General features: G+C 64.8%; 13 protein-coding genes. 7 read left to right on the top strand and 6 right to left on the bottom strand.

Features of this window, described 5'->3' with window-relative positions; translation table 11 throughout:
- The 4 genes from KTQ42_RS08125 to KTQ42_RS08110 all read right to left on the bottom strand — a co-directional run bounded on the left by KTQ42_RS08125 (nucleotide 1) and on the right by KTQ42_RS08110 (nucleotide 3,823).
- Nucleotides 1-513, bottom strand: a complete 513-nt coding sequence (locus KTQ42_RS08125) for a hypothetical protein (RefSeq protein ID WP_249222685.1) — start codon at nucleotides 511-513, stop codon at nucleotides 1-3.
- The gene (locus KTQ42_RS08120) at nucleotides 510-1,115 is read right to left on the bottom strand and encodes a hypothetical protein (RefSeq protein WP_217345052.1); all 606 of its coding nucleotides are present in this window, start codon (nucleotides 1,113-1,115) and stop codon (nucleotides 510-512) included. The genes KTQ42_RS08125 and KTQ42_RS08120 overlap by 4 nt, the downstream gene beginning before the upstream one ends.
- On the bottom strand, nucleotides 1,115-1,780 hold the full coding sequence (locus KTQ42_RS08115; RefSeq protein ID WP_217345051.1) for a hypothetical protein: 666 nt from the start codon (nucleotides 1,778-1,780) through the stop codon (nucleotides 1,115-1,117). The genes KTQ42_RS08120 and KTQ42_RS08115 overlap by 1 nt, the downstream gene beginning before the upstream one ends.
- 150 nt (nucleotides 1,781-1,930) lie before the next feature.
- Entirely contained in the window at nucleotides 1,931-3,823 is a 1,893-nt protein-coding gene (locus KTQ42_RS08110) for a sigma-54-dependent Fis family transcriptional regulator (protein ID WP_217345050.1), read from the bottom strand.
- A 273-nt stretch (nucleotides 3,824-4,096) separates the two neighbouring features.
- Here KTQ42_RS08110 and pedF point away from each other — a divergent pair, with 273 nt between their 5' ends.
- From pedF to KTQ42_RS08085, 5 genes are all read left to right on the top strand, one after another.
- Nucleotides 4,097-4,564: a cytochrome c-550 PedF gene (gene pedF / locus KTQ42_RS08105; protein ID WP_217345049.1), complete on the top strand. Its 468-nt coding sequence runs from the start codon at nucleotides 4,097-4,099 to the stop codon at nucleotides 4,562-4,564.
- Between the two features lie 61 nt (nucleotides 4,565-4,625).
- The gene (locus KTQ42_RS08100; protein WP_217345048.1) at nucleotides 4,626-5,456 is read left to right on the top strand and encodes a transporter substrate-binding domain-containing protein; all 831 of its coding nucleotides are present in this window, start codon (nucleotides 4,626-4,628) and stop codon (nucleotides 5,454-5,456) included.
- Nucleotides 5,431-7,563 carry a 4Fe-4S binding protein gene (locus KTQ42_RS08095; protein WP_217345047.1) on the top strand — a complete coding sequence of 711 codons (2,133 nt, stop codon included), beginning with the start codon at nucleotides 5,431-5,433 and terminating at the stop codon, nucleotides 7,561-7,563. The genes KTQ42_RS08100 and KTQ42_RS08095 overlap by 26 nt, the downstream gene beginning before the upstream one ends.
- A gap of 16 nt (nucleotides 7,564-7,579) precedes the next feature.
- Nucleotides 7,580-8,578: an FAD:protein FMN transferase gene (locus tag KTQ42_RS08090; protein ID WP_217345046.1), complete on the top strand. Its 999-nt coding sequence runs from the start codon at nucleotides 7,580-7,582 to the stop codon at nucleotides 8,576-8,578.
- A gap of 135 nt (nucleotides 8,579-8,713) precedes the next feature.
- Nucleotides 8,714-9,367, top strand: coding sequence for an ABC transporter substrate-binding protein (locus KTQ42_RS08085; RefSeq protein ID WP_249222684.1), 654 nt, complete (start codon nucleotides 8,714-8,716; stop codon nucleotides 9,365-9,367).
- Between the two features lie 1,008 nt (nucleotides 9,368-10,375).
- Here KTQ42_RS08085 and KTQ42_RS08080 read toward each other — a convergent pair.
- Both KTQ42_RS08080 and KTQ42_RS08075 read right to left on the bottom strand, forming a co-directional pair.
- Complete coding sequence (locus tag KTQ42_RS08080; protein WP_283093264.1) at nucleotides 10,376-11,986, bottom strand: gamma-glutamyltransferase family protein; 1,611 nt, start codon at nucleotides 11,984-11,986, stop codon at nucleotides 10,376-10,378.
- 16 nt (nucleotides 11,987-12,002) lie between these two features.
- Nucleotides 12,003-12,989 carry a bile acid:sodium symporter family protein gene (locus KTQ42_RS08075; RefSeq protein WP_217345045.1) on the bottom strand — a complete coding sequence of 329 codons (987 nt, stop codon included), beginning with the start codon at nucleotides 12,987-12,989 and terminating at the stop codon, nucleotides 12,003-12,005.
- Between the two features lie 547 nt (nucleotides 12,990-13,536).
- Here KTQ42_RS08075 and KTQ42_RS08070 point away from each other — a divergent pair.
- Entirely contained in the window at nucleotides 13,537-13,821 is a 285-nt protein-coding gene (locus KTQ42_RS08070; RefSeq protein ID WP_217345044.1) for a hypothetical protein, read from the top strand.
- A 338-nt stretch (nucleotides 13,822-14,159) separates the two neighbouring features.
- Nucleotides 14,160-17,186, top strand: a complete 3,027-nt coding sequence (locus KTQ42_RS08065) for a PAS domain S-box protein (protein ID WP_217345043.1) — start codon at nucleotides 14,160-14,162, stop codon at nucleotides 17,184-17,186.
- The last annotated feature ends 38 nt before the right edge of the window (nucleotides 17,187-17,224 follow it).

The following is a 17,224-nucleotide window of genomic DNA, read 5'->3' as shown; positions in this document are numbered from 1 at the left end:
TCATTTCTCCGGCAGTTGAGGGGAGGGCGCGTCGCTGATGCGGATCTTGATCTTCGGGTCGGCCGCGTTGCGCAGCCACGAATTGCTGGCGCCCAGCGCCGGCGGCTCGGTCGAGCCGATCTGGCTCACGCCCTGGCGGTTCTTCTTCATCGCCTCGCCCAGCAGCGCATGCAGGTCGCGCGCATAGGGCAGCTTGTAGGCCCGCGGCTCCGGCGCCGGCTTGTTGTCGCGCAGCGCATTGACCCAGATGTAGAGCGCGCCCTGCTGCTTTCTTTCCTTGTCGGGCTCTTCCACCACCACCGCCAGCAGCACGAATTTCTCCGGCGGCGTGTTCGGCGCCGGCCAGCCCAGCATGCCCTGGAATGCGGCCTGCGCGACGAAGTAGGAAGCGGTCACCAGCAACACCATGCCGGCCTTGACCCACAGCGGCCAGCGCGTTGCCAGGCATAGCAGCAAAAGCAGGAAGGCCAGGGCGACATAAAGCAGGGTCAGCAGCAGGGAATGATCGGTCATGGTGATTGGACGATGGTTTTGGGCAGGGTGTTGATGTCGGCGACGCCGCCGTCGGCGGTGACGGTGAAGCGGACCGCAGTGCGCTCCGCGCCTTTGGCGGGCAGCCTGACGCTGCCGTAATAGACGACGTCGGCGCGCGGATTGACCTTGACCACGGATACGGTCACGTCCACCGGCGACTGGTTGCGGCTTTCGTAGTACTGCACGTTGACGGTGTATTCGCCGGGCGCAAAGCCGCGCAATGTGACCACTTCCTGGTTCAGCGGATTGATCACTTCGCGGCCATTGACCAGCAGGGTGTCGCCGACGGTGCCGCGGTCGTCGCGGTCCAGGTGCATCAGGCCGCCTTCGCGCTGGCGGAACCAGGCCAGGTTGCCGGCCGGGTCCTGCACCCAGGTGTCGATGTCGTTGGGATCGTTGTCGGGCCAGCTGACCGTGATGATGAATTCCGCCTTGGCCGGCACGTCGCCTGCCTTCTTCGCCTTCGGGTTCATTGCCAGCACCGCGATGATGAAGCAGAACACGAAGGCGATCAGGATGTTGAACAGCATGTCGTAGAACGGGTCGACATCGCTGTCGCGCCGGCTGCGCCGCCTTGGCATCAGGTAGCCTGTCCGAGCGTGGTCTCGGCATACTGCATCGCGTCCGCCAGCAGTTCATCGGCGCAGCGGTCGAGCCGGGTCAGCTGCAGGCCCAGCAGCATGTTGGCCACCAGGCCCACCGCGGTGGTCAGGAGCGCGATGCCGAGGCCGCCGGTCAGGGTCTTGAGCAGGTCCTGCGTCTGGCTCGGGTCGAAGCTCTCCAGCCGCGAGATCTGGATCGCCAGGATGGAAAAGCCGATCACCTTGCCCAAAAGGCCCAGCTTGATCTGGATGCCATTGACCCACCAGGCGCCATCGTTGGGACCATGCAGCCGTTCGGCCAGCACCTCGGCCAGGCGGCCGCGCGCGCCTGCGTCGGCCGGTTGTTGCGCCAGCAGGTTGCGGAAGTAATCGTCGATGTGGCCGTGCAGCCTGCCGTGCGTGCCGCGCCGCCAGCCGTCCATGCTGGCGCGCTCGGCGCACAGCCGCTGGCTGCGGCGGCCGCACCACAGGGTGGCTGCGGCGAAGATGACGACGATGGTCATGGTGATGCCGGTCGGGTCGGCATCGAGCAGCATGCGCCAGACGCCGTACTGCCATAGCAGCGCCGCGGCAAACAGCAGCACGCCGGCAAAGGCCAGCCAGGTCAGGAAAAGCGTGTCGGCGGAAGCGGCGTCGCGCTGCATGGTGTCTCCATCGTTTTTATGATGGGAGACAGACGCAATTTCCATGCCCCGCGGCACGGACACCGTAGAAAGCCGGCCCGGCGTCCGCGCTGCTCCAGCGGGAAACAATGCTGTTGCAAATTGGGACAGCCGGGCAGCGAGTGGCGTGCCCTAGTGATGCAGCTTGCGGTAGATGGTATTGCGCGACACGCCCAGCGCGCGCGCCGTGGCGGACACGTTGCCGCCATGCGCTTCCAGCGACTTGCGGATCACCGAGGCTTCCACGTCTTCCAGCGTGCTCATGTCGCTCACCACGCGGGTCACGGTGTCGGCCACTTCCTGGCGACGTGCATGGCTGATGTCTTCCAGGAAGTCGTCAGGCAGATGGTCGACGCCGATCTCGTTATCGTCGCCCAGCATCACGATGGCGGTGCGCAGCAGGTTGGTCAGCTGGCGGAAGTTGCCCGGCCAGTTGTGCTGCTTGAACATGCGCATGACTTCCGCCGACACCTTGCATGGCTGGCCGTCGGACTCGCTTGCCAGCAGCCGGTTGATCACCACTTCAAGGTCGGTGCGCTCCCGCAGCGGCGGCAGCTTCACCACCAGGCCGTTGAGCCGGTAATACAGGTCTTCGCGGAAAGTGCCCTGGGCGATCATGTCGCGCAGGTTGCGGTTGGTGGCGCAGATCAGCGCGACATTGACCGGAATCGACTTGGTGCTGCCCAGCGGCGTGACCATCCTGTCCTGCAGCACCCGCAGCAGCCGCACCTGCAGGCTGACCGGCATGTCGCCGATCTCGTCGAGGAACAGGGTGCCGCCATTGGCCTGCAGGATCTTGCCGATGCTGCCTTTCTTGCGCGCGCCGGTGAAGGCGCCGTCCTCATAGCCGAACAGTTCCGACTCGATCAGGGTTTCCGGTATCGATGCGCAGTTCACCGCGACGAAAGGCCCGCCGCTGCGCGGCGAATCGTTGTGGATGGCCTGCGCCAGCAAGTCCTTGCCGGTGCCGGTCTCGCCGGTAACAAGGATCGAAATGTCCCGGCCCAGCACCTTGCCAACCTTGTCGATGAGCCGCTGCACCTGGGCGTCGCCGGTATTGAGGTAGCGCAGGCTGGACAGCCGGCGCCCGGCATTGTCGAACGATTCGGACCGCGTCGGCACGACCGGCCTGGATTGCTGGATTGGCGCTTCCTGGCCCGACGCGGACGCTGTCATGTTATGGAACACCATGTTCGTGCGGCGCATCTCGGCACGGGCATAGACCCGCACGCCGTTATGCAGGCACAGGTTCAGCAGCGATGGCGCGGCGGTACGGTAATGGTCGAACAGCGACGACACCGGCAGGCCGAACAGGGAGCTGAAGGTATGCGTCTGCAGCGCCGACAGCGGCAGGCCAAGCTGGAACAGGCCGCTGCGGCTGGCCGACAGGAAGCGACCGCTCGGCGAGAATGATGCAATGCCTTCCATCAGCGTGCCGATGAATTCCGGGCGGCTGTGGAAGTGCAGGGTGATGGCTTCGTCGAAGGCGGCGGCGAACAGGTTGTTCTCTATCATCTGCGCCGACATGCGCACCAGCGCCATGGTGTGCTGATGGTAGCTGCGCTGGTCGCCGGTCACGTCGAGCACGCCGATCACATTGCCCTGGTGATTGAAGATGGGCGAGGCCGAACAGGTCAGGAAATGATTGGCCACCAGGTAGTGCTGGTTCGCATGCACCAGGGTCGGCTTCTTCTCGACGATGGCGGTGCCGATCGCATTCGTGCCCTTGCCCTCCTCGGACCAGGAAACGCCCGGCTGCAGCGCCACGCGGTTGGCCTTTTCCAGGAAGTCGGCGTCGCCCAGCGCATGCACGATGACGCCGTTGGCATCGGTCAGCACCACCATGTTGTGGGTATTGACGATCTGCTCGTACAGGGTTTCCATCACCGGCAGGGCATGGGTATGCAGCACGCGGTTCTGTTCCACCAGGAGGCTCAGGTCGCTGCGGCCGATGGGACTGAAGTCGGGGCGCTCGGTCTCGGACAGGCCGTAGGACGCGCAACGCTGATGGGATTCATTAAGCATGATGTTCGAACAGATTGCAGAAAGCATGCCATCTGTTCCCGCGCCTGCCCGAACGCCGTTACCGGCTCCGCCGGTGTTGTCTCCTGCCATAACCGCTCCTTCTTGGTTTTTGGTCTTGATGCACTTTAAGTTGCTGTTTTTTTTCGCAATGGTACACCTGTTGAGAAATGGCGCAACCGTTTACCGAACAACCCGCCCGACAAGGTTGAATGGCGGCTGGCACGGCAATTGCGGTAGGGATGGCATTCGCTTTTTATACCCAGGAGACATTCCATGCGCAACACATCCTTCCTCTGCACTCTGGTCCTGGCGGCTTCCGCCTTCCTCTCGCCGGTGGCGCATGCCCATGGCGATGTGACGCCCCAGGTGGTCGACACCAAGTCGCTGCCGCCGCTGGGCGACAAGTGGGCCGCCGAGAATCCTTATCGCGACAACAAGGAGGCGCAAAAAGTTGGCGCCTCGGCTTATGGTGCCAACTGCGCACGCTGCCACGGGATCGATGCGGTTTCGGGCGGCATCGCGCCGGACCTGCGCCTGCTCGACCGCGACTGCATGACGCAGAAGGTCGAAGCAAAGCGCAAGGCCTGCATCAAGGACAACGATGATTACTTCAGCACCAGCGTGCGCAAGGGCAAGGTGCGCAACGGCGCGGTCTACATGCCGCCGTTCGATGGCGTGCTGAACCAGGAAGCGGTATGGGCCATCAAGGCCTACCTGGAAACCCGGCGCGAGGTGAAGTAACGTCGCAGCAACCAGGCCGCCCCGCAACGAGGGCGGCCGCATAAGAACACTGGAGACCCTCATGTTTTTTTCCCTCATCCGCTGCGCGGCCGCACTGATCCTGGCCTGCGTTGCGCTGACGATGTCCGCGCCGGCCAGCGCCGACATGGACAAGATCCGCCAGTCCGGCTCCCTCAAGGTGGCGGTCTACAAGGACATGGCGCCGTTTTCCTCTGAAGCTGGCGGCATCGATGTCGATATCGCCGACGCGCTGGCGAAAAAGCTGGGCCTGAAGATGGCGCTCCTGCCCTTTCCGGCTGGCGAGGAAGTGGGCGACGACCTGCGCAACATGGTGTGGAAGGGCCATTACCTCGGCTACGGACCGGCCGACGTGATGCTGCATGTGCCGGTGGACCGCTTCCTGGTCGCCCGCAATGACAAGGTGGAGATCTTCGCGCCGTACTACCGCGAGACCGTGCGCCTGGCCTACAGCAAGGAAGCGGTGCCGCGCTTCGACGGCCTTGACTCGCTGCAGGGGCGCGAGATCGGCGTGGAAAAGGTGTCGATCGCCGCCGTGCTGCTGCTGGGCGAGGGCGATGGCAAGTTCCGCGACAAGGTGCGCATCTATCCGACCGCGGTCGAAGCGCTGCAGGACCTGAAGGCCGGCAAGCTGGCCGGCGTGCTGGCGCACCGCTCGGAGATCGAGTCGGTGCTGCGCGACGATTCCCGCTTCGGCATCCAGCAGGTGGCGTTCCAGCGGCTGCCCTCGCAAGGCTGGGCGATCGGCATGGCGGTGAAGAAGGAGGCGCGCGACCTGGCGCAGGCGCTGCAGCAGGCGCTGGCCGAACTGACCGCCTCGGGTGAAATGGGCCGCATCTTCGCCAGGCATGGCGTCCAGCCCGTCACGCCCTAGGGCAATCCAGCGCACCGTGCTGCGCGCGGCATTGGCCTGGCTGCTGCTGGCATGGATCGTTGCCGCGCCGGCGGCGGCCGGCGCGCTCACGCGCGACGCGATGGCCCGCTATTTCCCGTCGCCGCTGATGGTGGGCGAGCGCGACGCCACGCTGCCGGTCTGGCCGCTGCTGCGCCAGAATGCCACCGCCACCGAGCTGGTGGGCTATGCCTTCGAGTCGATCGACTTCGCGCCGGTGCCCGGCTTTTCCGGCGTGCCGATCAATCTGCTGGTGGCAATCGATCCGAAGGGCCAGTTCCTTGACGTGCGGGTGGTGTCGCACCATGAGCCGGTATTCCTGGAAGGCCTGGGCGAGGCGCCAATGGCGCGCTTTGCCAGCCAGTATCGCGGCCTGGCGCTGAACCAGAGCATTGCCATCGACACCGCGCCGCGGGCCGGCCCGAAGCAGGACGGCAATGTGGTCCATATCGACGGCGTGGCCAAGGCCACCGCCTCGGTGCGCATCATCAACCAGAGCGTGCTGTCGTCGGCGCTGAAGGTGGCGCGGGCCAGGCTGGGCTTTGCCGGCGCGGCCGACCCGGACCAGATCGCGCGCCTGAAGCCGGATGTGTTCGAGAGTCTCTCCTTCGAGGCATTGCAAAGGGAAGGGCTGGTACAGCATGTGACGCTGACCAACCGCCAGGTCGAGGAAGCATTTGCCGACACCGCCGCGGCCGGCATCGATGCCGAGGCGCTGGCCCGGCCTGACGCCGTGATGAGCGACTTCCATGTCGCGCTGGCGTCGGTGCCCAGCGTCGGCCGCAACCTGCTCACGCCGGCATCGTGGAACAAGCTGTCAGGCCGGCTCGATCCCGGCGACCATGCCTTGCTGGTGCTGTATGAAGGGCGCTACGGCATCATCGGCGACGACTTCGTGGCCGGCACCGCGCCGGATCGCCTGCTGCTGAAGCAGAACGGCCTGGCCATCGAGATGCGCGACCTGGACCTTGACCTGAAGACCACGGAGCCTGCCCTGCGCGGCAAGTCGCTGCGGGTATTCCGCATCATTGCCCAGTCCGGGCTGGACCTGGCGCACCCGCTGGAACTGGCGCTGGTGGTCAGGCGCGCCAAGGGCATGATCTATCCGGAACGCTTCCATCGGGAGTTTTTCAGCCGGCTGGCGCTGCCGGCGCGCTTCTACGATGCGCCTGCCGCCAACGACAGGACCTGGGTTGCGGTATGGCGGCAGCGCTGGCCCGACCTGGCGCTGCTGGCAGCCGGGCTGCTGGTGCTGACGGTCGCGCTGGCGCGGCAGGGAGCGCTGACGGCCAACCGGCGCCGCTTCGCCTGGTTCCGCCAGGCGTACCTGCTGTTCACCGCGCTGTTCATCGGCTGGTATGCCCAGGGCCAGCTTTCCATCGTCAACCTGACCGGCCTGCTGCAGGCCATGCGCGATGGCCGCGACCTGTCCTTCTTCCTGTACGACCCGATGTCGGTGTCGCTGTGGGCCTTCGTGCTGGTGTCGCTGCTGGTCTGGGGCCGTGGCACCTTCTGCGGCTGGCTGTGCCCGTTCGGCGCGCTGCAGGAATTCGTCGGCAAGGCGGCGCGCCTGCTGCGGGTACCCCAGATCAGGCTGCGGCGTGCCACCGATGCCCGGCTCAAGCTGCTGAAGTACCTGGCGCTGGCGGCGATTCTGGCCAGCGTGTTCCTGGCGCCGGCCTGGACCGACGCGCTGGTGGAAGCCGAGCCATTCAAGACCGCGATCACCCTCAACTTCGTGCGTTCCTGGCCTTTCGTGCTGTATGCCGGCGGCCTGCTGCTGGGCAGCGCGGTGGTCTACAAGTTCTTCTGCCGCTACCTGTGCCCGTTCGGCGCCGGGCTGGCCGTGCTGGGTCGCTTTCGGCTGCTGGACTGGCTGCCGCGCCGCAAGGAATGCGGCAAGCCATGCCAGACCTGCCGCCACCGCTGCGAGTACGAGGCGATCCGCCCGGACGGTGGAATACGCTATGAAGACTGCTTTCAATGCATGGACTGCGTGGTGATCCACCAGAGCGACGCCCTGTGCGCGCCGCTGATTATGGAGAAGAAGCGCGCCCGCGTCATTCCCGTGCATTCCCTGTCTGCCTGATCTGAAAGGAGCCGCGATGCAACGCCGTACCTTCCTCTCCGCCGCAATGGGTCTGGGCACGGCCGGCGCGCTGGGCTGGGGCCTGCTGCGGCCGGCCGCCGGCGATCTGGCCCGCGGGCCGCAGGCAAGGCTGCGCATGTATGCCGGCGCCGACCTCGCCTTCGGCACCGAGATCAGCGTCAAGGTGCTGCATGACGATCAGCGCATGGCCGAACTGGCGATTGCGGATGCGCTGTCCCAGGCGCGCACGGTCGACGCGCTGATGAGCATTTACCGGCCAGGCAGCCAGGTGCATACCCTGAACCGCGATGGGTACCTGGCGCAGCCCAATGCTAATCTGCTGGCGGTGCTGCGGGAAGCGGCCCGGCTGTCGGCCCTGAGCGACGGCGCTTTTGACATCACCGTCCAGCCGCTGTGGGACCTGGCGCGTCAGGGCCTGGACCGGGCGCCGGCGCTGCCACTGATCGGCTGGCGGCGCATGAGCGCGGATGCCGGCGGCGTCATCCTGCGCCCCGGCATGGCAATTACGCTGAACGGCATCGCCCAGGGCCATGCGCTGGACCTGGCGCGGGCGGCGCTGGCGGCGCGCGGCATCCGCCATGCGCTGATCGACACTGGCGAATTCGGCGCGCTCGGCCAGGCCGGGCAGGGCAGGGCCTGGACGCTGGGCGTACGCGACCCGCGCCGGGCAGACGCCTATGCCGGCGCGCTCGAACTCGACGGCCGCTGCGTCGCCACCTCCGGCGACTATGCCAGCGCCTTCAGCGCCGACTTCAGCCGCCACCATATCTTCGACCCGGCCACCGGCGCCTCGCCGGCGGAACTGGCCGCAGTGACGGTGGTCGCGCCCACCGGCATCCTGGCCGACGGGCTGTCGACCGCCTGCATGGTGATGGGCGCAAAGCGCTCGCTTGCCCTGGCTGCCGGCATCGAGGGCGTCGACCTGCTGGCCATCGACAAGGCTGGCCGGCGCTGGCACAGCGCCGGGCTGCGCTTGCTGCCGGTGGCGGGATAGTGGCCTGCCTGTGGAGTCGTGTTGCCGGCGGCAGGTTCGGGTTTGCCTCGTTGCAAGTCAGGCGCGCCGGCATTTGCTGTTACCATGCCCTCGTTTTCGTCGTCGTTCATCCTCTCGTCATCCCACCATCCCGCCATGTCTTCAATCTCCGTGCTGAACCGTTTTTCCCTTTTGTTAGCCATGCTCTTTCTTGCCGTCTGTGGACTGGCGCGGGCCCAGGAAGCGCCTGACGCGCTGATCCGCCGGGTCAGCCAGGAAGTGATGGATCTTGCTCGCAACGATCCGGCGATCCAGGCCGGCGACCGCAAGCGCATCTATGCGGTAGTGGAGTCGCGCATCCTGCCGCATCTGGATTTCCAGCGCGGCACCGCGCTGACCCTGGGCCGCAACTGGCGCCAGGCCACGCCCGAGCAGCGCCAGAAGCTGTCCGAGGAGTTCCGCAATCTCCTGCTGCATACCTATGCCGGCGCGATGTCGCAGATCAAGGACCAGACCATGACCTTCAAGCCGCTGCGCATGGACCCGACCGACACCGACGTCGAAGTGCGCTCGGAGGTGAGGCTGCCGCGCCGGCCGGAGCCGGTGGAAGTAAGCTACCGGCTGCACAAGTCCACGACCGGCTGGAAGATCTATGACGTCAACGTGATGGGCGCCTGGCTCAGCGAAACCTACCGCACTACCTTTGCGTCGGAAGTGAACAACGGCGGCATCGATGGGCTGATCCATACGCTGGAAGAGAAAAACCGGCAGCTGGCGTCGCGCGATGCGCAGGAGAGCACCAAGCCCTGACGCAAGCCCCTTGCAGGGTGCAATACCCCGCAGGGGCATTGCACCGTTGGCCGGGCAGGGAAGCCGGCCGACAATACGGTCCCGGTTTGCGAACGGCGGTGCAATGCCCTTCGGGTATTGCACCCTACGAAGTGGATAACGTCGCTGTTGCATTTGATGTACGCGTAGCGACAGTTGCAGTTGCCGTTGTCGTTGCCGTTGCAGTGAAATCCCGTTGAGCGCGCCGTGTCAGCGGTGCCCGGAGCGGAAAAGGTGCGGCGTCTGTCTGAGCGAAGCGCAGCGTAGCGAGTTTAGCCGCGCCCCGCTCCGGGCACCGCTGACACGGGAACCCTGCGTCAGCAGGGCGCGATCACCGGGTCGCCTTTTTTGGTTACTTTTTTTGGCGAAGCAAAAAAAGTGACCCGGCCGCCGGGACGGACTCCCGGCTTGTCTCCACGACAGTGCGATCGCCTTGCGTCACCCGGCAAGGCACGGGCAGCACTGTCGGTGTTGTCTTTGACGTTTCCAAGCAAACTGCGAACTGCAAAGTCAAAAGCAGCTGCTGCTTCGCAGTGACGTCCTTACGCCGGGTGAAACAAGCCCACTGCACTGTCGTCATGACCAGGCCGGGTGTTCGCCCCGGCAGGCGACCTACTTCTTTTGCTTCGCCAAAAGAAGTAGGCAAGAAAAGGCGACCCGGTGATCGCGCCCCGCTGCGCGGGGTCCCCGTGACGGCGATGCCTGAAGAGGGGCGCGGCTAAACTCGCTGCGCTGCGCTTCGCTCAGACAGACGCCGCACCTTATCCGCTTCAGGCATCGCCGCCACGGCGCGCTCAACGGGACTTGAACTGCCACGTCAAAAGCAACGGCAACGGCAACGGCAACGGCAACGGCAACGGCAACGGCAACGGCAACGGCGAAAGCCACAGCCGCTCCAAAAGGAATGTCAACCGCCTCCGTGCCAGAAATACGGCGCATGACAATCGCTCAGCATTTCACCTTGCGAACGCCGTAGCGCCCGGTCCGCCCCTACCAGCCCGCGGCCGCGCCGTCGCTGCGCGGGTCGGAGCCGCCTTCCAGCAAGCCATTGGCATGGCGCACGATCACCCCCGCATGGCCCATGGTTTCATCCCAGGCGCCCAGCATATCCACCTCGTGCCCCATGGCCCGCAGCGCCGCGACCGCCTCGTCGGAAAAGCGCGCTTCCAGCTTCAGGCTGTCGCTGGTCTGGCCCCAGGTGCGGCCAAGCAGCCAGCGCGGCGCGCTGATGGCGGCCTGCGGGTTCATGCCAAACAGGGCAATGCGGGAAAACACTGCGCTCTGCGATTGCGGCTGGCCGTCGCCGCCCATGTTGCCGTAGACCAGGGTGCGGCCGTCGTCGAAGCGGGCCAGCGCCGGGTTCAGGGTGTGGAAGGGCTTGCGGCCCGGCGTCAGCGGGTTGCGCGCCGCCGGGTCGAGGCTGAAGCTGCAGCCGCGGTTCTGCCAGTTCACGCCCGAGGCCGGCAGCACGATGCCGCTGCCGAACTCATGGTAGATGCTCTGGATGAAGCTCACCGCCACGCCGTCGCGGTCGATCACGCCCATCCAGATCGTGTCGGCCGGGCCCAGGCCCTTGCCCCAGGACGCTGCCTGCCGCGGGTCGATGGCGGCGGCCATGCGGTCCAGCGCTGCGGGCGCCAGCAGGCTCTGCGGGTCGACCGTCATGTAGGCCGGGTCGGTGATGTCGCGGTCGCGGATGGCGAAGGCGCGCTTGGTTGCCTCGACGCAGGCATGCACGAAGGGCGCGCCGGCCGGGTCCATGCCGGCCTGCAGCAGCCGGTCGATCTGGCCCAGGATCAGCAGCGATACCAGGCCCTGCGTTGGCGGCGGCATGTTGTAGACCGTGCCCAGGCTGTGCCGCAGCGCCAGCGGGGTTTTCCATTCGGCATGGTGGCGGCGCAGGTCGTCCCGCGTCAGCGGGCTGTCCAGCCGCGCCAGGTCGGCTGCCATGGAGTGGGCCAGGTCTCCCCGATAGAAGTCGTCCAGCCCGGCGCGGGCCAGCTGTTCGAGCGTGGCTGCCAGCCGCGGCTGCAGGAACAGGCTGCCGGTTTCGGGCGCGGCGCCGTCGGGCAGGAAGGTATCGGCAAAGCCGGCAATGGAGGCCAGTTCGTCGCGCTTGCCGGCCGTGCAGCGCGCCTGGCTCAGGGTCACCGGGATGCCATCGCGGGCATAGTCGATGGCATCCTGCAGCAGCCGTTCCAGCGGCAGCCGTCCGCCCAACGCCTCGCGCGAATAGCCAAGCGCTGCATCCCAGCCGGAAATGGTGCCGGCGACCGTGTTGGCCGCGACGCCGCCGCGAAACGGAATCGCGGACAGGCCACGTTCCCGGTAGGACGCGATGCTGGCCGCGGCCGCCGCGGCGCCGCAGGCCTCCAGCCCGCGCGGCGCCTCGCCCGGCCGGGCAATCAGCCAGAAGCCATCGCCGCCGATGCTGTTCATGTGCGGATAGACCACCGCGATCGTGGCTGCGGCGGCAATCATCGCCTCTACCGCATTGCCGCCTTCGCGCAGCACTGCCATTGCGCTTTGCGCGGCAAGTGCGTTAGGGGCGGTTGCCATGCCATGCCGGCCGCGCGCCGGGTTGGGAGAGGGATTCATCATTGGACGGTCCGGAATGTCAGCGTTTCAGGGGAATCAGAACCTGCTTCCTGCGCGCATAGCGCTGCGCCAGCATGGCGCACAGCATCAGCTGGATCTGGTGGAACAGCATCAGCGGCAGCACGATCATGCCCACCGCATGGCTGGCGAACAGCACCTTGGCCATCGGCACGCCGCTGGCCAGGCTCTTCTTGGAGCCGCAGAACACCAGCGTGATTTCATCCTCGCGCGACAGGCCCATGCGGCGGCTGATCAGGGTCGACACCGCCAGCGCGGCGCCGAGCAGCAGCAGATTGATCATCACCAGGCCGGCCAGCGCCGAAGGCGGCAGTTGCTGCCACAAGCCCTGGATCACCGCTTCGCTGAAGGCGGTGTAGACCACCAGCAGGATCGAGCCCTGGTCGATCAGGCGCAGCGAGGGCTTGTGGCGGTCGACGAAGCCGCCGATGCGCGGCCGCAGCATCTGGCCGGCCGCAAAGGGCAGGAGCAGCTGCACGATGATCTTGAGGATGGAATCAAAAGAGGCGCTGGCCGAGATGCCATGCACCACGAACAGGCCAACCAGCACGGGCGTGGCGAACATGCCGATCAGATTCGAGGCGGACGCGCTGCAGATGGCGGCAGGCACATTGCCGCGGGCCACGGCCACCAGGGCAATCGACGACTGCACCGTCGAGGGCAGCATGCACAGGAACAGCAGGCCGGTGTAGAGCTGCGGCGTGATCAGCGTCAGGGCCAGCGGCTTCATCAGCCAGCCCAGCAGCGGAAACACGATGAAGGTGCTGGCCAGAATGACGAGATGCAGCCGCCAATGGGTGGCGCCGGCGACGATGGCCTCGCGCGGCAGCTTGGCGCCGTGCAGAAAGAACAGCAGCGCAATCGAGACGCTGGTCACGTCATGCGCGACATCGGCCACGCGGCCGGAGCAGGGCAGCACGCTGGCCAGAATCACCGTCAGCGCAATGGCCAGCGTGAAGTTGTCCGGAAAGTAACTAGGGCGTGTCATGAGGCAGGCAATCCGTTGATGAAAAACAGCCGCGTATGATACGCGCCCGGAAAAATCTTTGCTTCCTTATAAGCAAGTGGCATGCCGGCCCGCAAACCCGCTCGGCGGGCGGGCAGCCACCTTTCCTCGGTTTCGAAGAGCAAATCATTACCACGCTCCCATCGGCAGCTTGACCCACATACGGCACATGCAGGGAAACAGGGATTGCCTGCGAAGGCATCCCTTCAAGAATGCTGCAAAAATGTAAATATAAATTTGTCGGCTTAATTTACACATTCATGCCGGCGCGTTTTTCAATTCGGACTAAAGCACTGAATCGATACGCCTTTGTCTGGCTGGCCCGTTTTATGCAATTAGCTTTTTAGCTTCGCTTTCGGGAATTGCGCAGCGCCTTTGTTGTTGCCATTTGCGGCATACGCGCTATTGCCCGTTGCAATACCTCATCGGGGTGGAGCGATGTTACTGCATCAATGGAGAATGCCATTTCGCTATCGCCGGCAGTTTGGCGGAAACGATTGGCGCCGATTGTTCGCATCAAGGAAATCTTATGGAAACCATACTGTTAAAAGGCAAGGCGGTTCCGAAATTCGACCATGCATTGATTGCATTTCTGGGTGTGCCCGAAGTGGAGGCGATTACTGCCGGAAGCGTTCGCCAGTTCGGCATAGAAAATGGCGACGGCGAGGTCTATCGAATTATTGGCGCCGAGAGCGAACAGGTTTACAACGCGCTCATTGCAAGGTTGCGCAATTTGCACTACCGGATCGAGCCGCTGCGTGAAAGTGGCTTTGACAAATTCAGGGCGGTAGCGCGAATTCCGCCCGAACTCTGATTGCAGAGTTGGATCGCCGGCTTATCCGTCGGCCATCAGCTTGATTGCAATCGCCAGGTCTTATCGGCCTTTCGTGAAAGCCGGTATGCATCATCGATCATGGTGCATACCGGCTTTTTCTCTTTGATCATGAATGTCATGGAAATGGGTTTCCAGCGAAATGTAATAATCGCAAAGCCGTCAAGAACGCCCTCACAGGGGAGCCGCCGGCAGGTGCGCGAGGCGTCTGGTTACGGCAATGTACTTTGTTTCCGATCTGATATTGTTTCAAGGCGTGCGATGTTGCATGGTCAGCACCGAGCTTGCATTTTTCTTGTTCAATTTCGACCTGTCCCCTTATGGCATCCTCAGATCAGCAGGATCAACCCGGTTTCGATCATCCGCCCACATTCCGTGCCGCCGTGGCACTCGCCGCGCACAAGCGAGACCAGAGCGCGGAAGTGCTGGCCGAACGTTTTGGCGTAACGGCGCAGCAGGTGCTGGCCTGGCACAGCGAATTGCTTGAGAACGCCGGGTTGGCATTCCAGACCGGGGGCGATGCGGCATCAAGAGATCTGTTTGACCATGCCGAACTGGCGCTGACCATCGCCGAGAATTCGACGCAGGGCTTTGCCATGATGGACCAGCGCGGCTACTGCCTCTACGCAAACCGTGCCTGGCTGGAGATGACAGGTTATACCGTAGGGGAAATCCGCTCCAGGCCCTTGCACGAGCTGGTGCATCATCACTACCCCGATGGCCGGCCTTATCCGATGGAAGCCTGCCCGATCGACCGCGCACTGCCGGAACGCTTCGATGTCCGAGCCCATGAAGACCTGTTCTTCCGCAAGGATGGCAGCACCTTTCACGTGCTGTGCGCCGCCAGCCCGGTATTCCGCAGGGGCGTGCCGGTCGCCACGGTGATCGAGATCCGCGACATCACCGAGCAAAAGCGGATCGAGCTGAAGGAGCGCCTGGCAATCCGCTCTGCCATTGCAGCAGCCGAAGCCAACGCAAAGTACCGCACGTTTTTCGAGCAGGACAATTACTTCGCCTGCGTGATGCTGCCCGACGGCACCCTGATCGAGGCGAACCGGCTTTCCATCGAGGCCTGCGGCTTCCGGCGCGAGGACATGATAGGCAGGAAGTTCTGGGAATGCGGCTGGTGGAGCCCGTCCGATGCGCTGATGAAGCTGGTGCGCGCCGGCGCGCTGGAAGCGGCCGAGGGACGCCCGGTCCGGGTCGAGACCCGGTATTTTGTCGCCGATGGCAGCGAACGCATGGCCGACCTGGTGCTCTCGCCGGTAACGGATGATGCCGGGCAGGTGCTCTTCGTTGCGCCGACCGCGGTGGACATCACCGAAAGCAAGCGCGTCGAACAACGGCTCAGTTTGCTCGATGCGATCAGCCAGGCCACCCGCAATGCCGTTGACGCAAAGGCCATCATGGCCGATGTGACCCGGCTGGTCGGCGAAAGCCTGGAGGTGACCCGCTGCGCCTATGCCGACGTCGAAATGGACAATGACCAGTTCACGATACGCCACGACTGGACCGCAGCAGGCGTGGCCAGCACGGTCGGCATCTACTCGCTGAACCTGTTCGGCCAGCGCGCGGCGCATGACATGCGCTCGGGCCGGACACTGGTGATCCGGGATGTGGATGAGGAACTTGCCATCGGCGGCGGCGCGGCCATGTTCAACGCGATTGGCATCAAGGCCATCATCTGCTGTCCGTTGGTCAAGGCCGGGAAGCTGGTGGCGATGATGGCTGTGCATCATGCGGTGGCGCGCAACTGGTCGAATGACGAGGTCGCGCTGGTCGAAGCGCTGGTGGACCGCTCCTGGGCCCACATCGAGCGGGTGCGCACCAACGAAGCGCTGCGCCGCAACGAGGCCCATCTGCTGTCGCTGTTCGAGCAGACTGCAGCCGGCATTGCCGAATCGGACCTGACAGGCCGGATCGTCAGCGCCAATCAACGCTATTGCCAGATGCTGGGGCGCAGCCGTGCCGAAATGGTTGGACTGTCGATTGAGGATCTCACCCATCCGGACGATCAGGGCCAGACCGCGCTGCTGTTCCAGAGGCTTGTGCGGGACGGCAAGCCATTCGAAATCGAGAAACGCTATCTGCGCGCGGACGGCTCGGCGGTGTGGGCCAACACCGCCGTGAGCCTGATCCGCGACACCGGCAATGCCTCGGGCGATATCGCGCTGGCGGTAGTGCTGGATATCACCGAGCGCAAGCGGGCCGAGGAAAAGCTGAAGGAAGCCGACCGCCGCAAGGATGAATTCCTCGCCATGCTGGCGCATGAACTGCGCAATCCGCTGGCGCCGATTGGCGCGGCGGCCGACCTCCTGCGCCTGACGCAGCTCGACCAGGCCCGCCTGGCCCAGACCAGCGCCATCATTTCCAGGCAGGTCAGGCACATGACCGGCCTGATCGACGACCTGCTGGATGTGTCGCGCGTGACCCGCGGCCTGGTCAAGCTCAGTCCGGTCAGCCTGGATGTCAGGACCATCGTGTCGGACGCGGTGGAGCAGGTGCGCGCTGCCATCGAGGCGCGGCGGCATCACCTGACGGTGCACATCGCGCCCGAATCCGCACTGGTTTGGGCCGACCGCAAGCGCATGGTGCAGGTGCTGGTGAATCTGTTGCACAACGCCGTGAAGTACACGCCGGAGGAAGGCAGCATTGCGGTGGCCATCGACGTGCAGCCTGAGCGGGTGCTGTTTGCCGTGCAGGACAATGGCATTGGCATGTCGGCCGAACTGATTTCCAGCGCGTTCGACCTGTTCACCCAGGCCGAACGCAGCCTGGACCGGTCGCAGGGCGGCCTGGGCATTGGCCTGGCGCTGGTGCGCAGCCTGGTGGAGCTGCACCGGGGCACGGTCGGCGCCGAGAGCGCGGGCAGGGGGCTGGGCAGTCGTTTCACGGTATCGCTGCCACGGCTGGTCGAGCCGGTCCGGCCTGCTGGCGCCGCGCAGGATGATGCCATTCCCGCTGCGCCGCCCCGGCCGCTGAAGATCCTGATCGTCGATGACAATGCCGACGCTGCCGCCATGCTGGCGCTGTTCCTCGAAAGCTGCGGACACAGGGTGATCGTCGAGCACGATTCCCATGCCGCTCTCGAACGAGCCGCCCGTGAAGCGCCCGATGCATGCCTGCTCGATATCGGCTTGCCAGGCATGGATGGCAATGCGCTGGCACGCGCGTTGCGTGCACAAGCGCAAACGGCATCTACCCTGCTCATTGCCGTAACCGGTTACGGGCAGGAGCGCGACCGGAAGGAAGCGATGGAAGCGGGGTTTGACCATCACTTCGTCAAGCCGGTAGACACTGCCGGGATTCTTGCCTTGCTGGAAACCATTAATCAAAAGAAATTGTAAATTCGTGTCGATTTTCGTGTCGAAATTTATTACACCAT

It is taken from the genome of Noviherbaspirillum sp. L7-7A (assembly GCF_019052805.1).
Taxonomy (GTDB): Bacteria; Pseudomonadota; Gammaproteobacteria; order Burkholderiales; family Burkholderiaceae_D; genus Noviherbaspirillum_A.
Note: the sequence above shows the minus strand (reverse complement) of the source record. Positions and strands in the feature narration are given on the sequence as shown.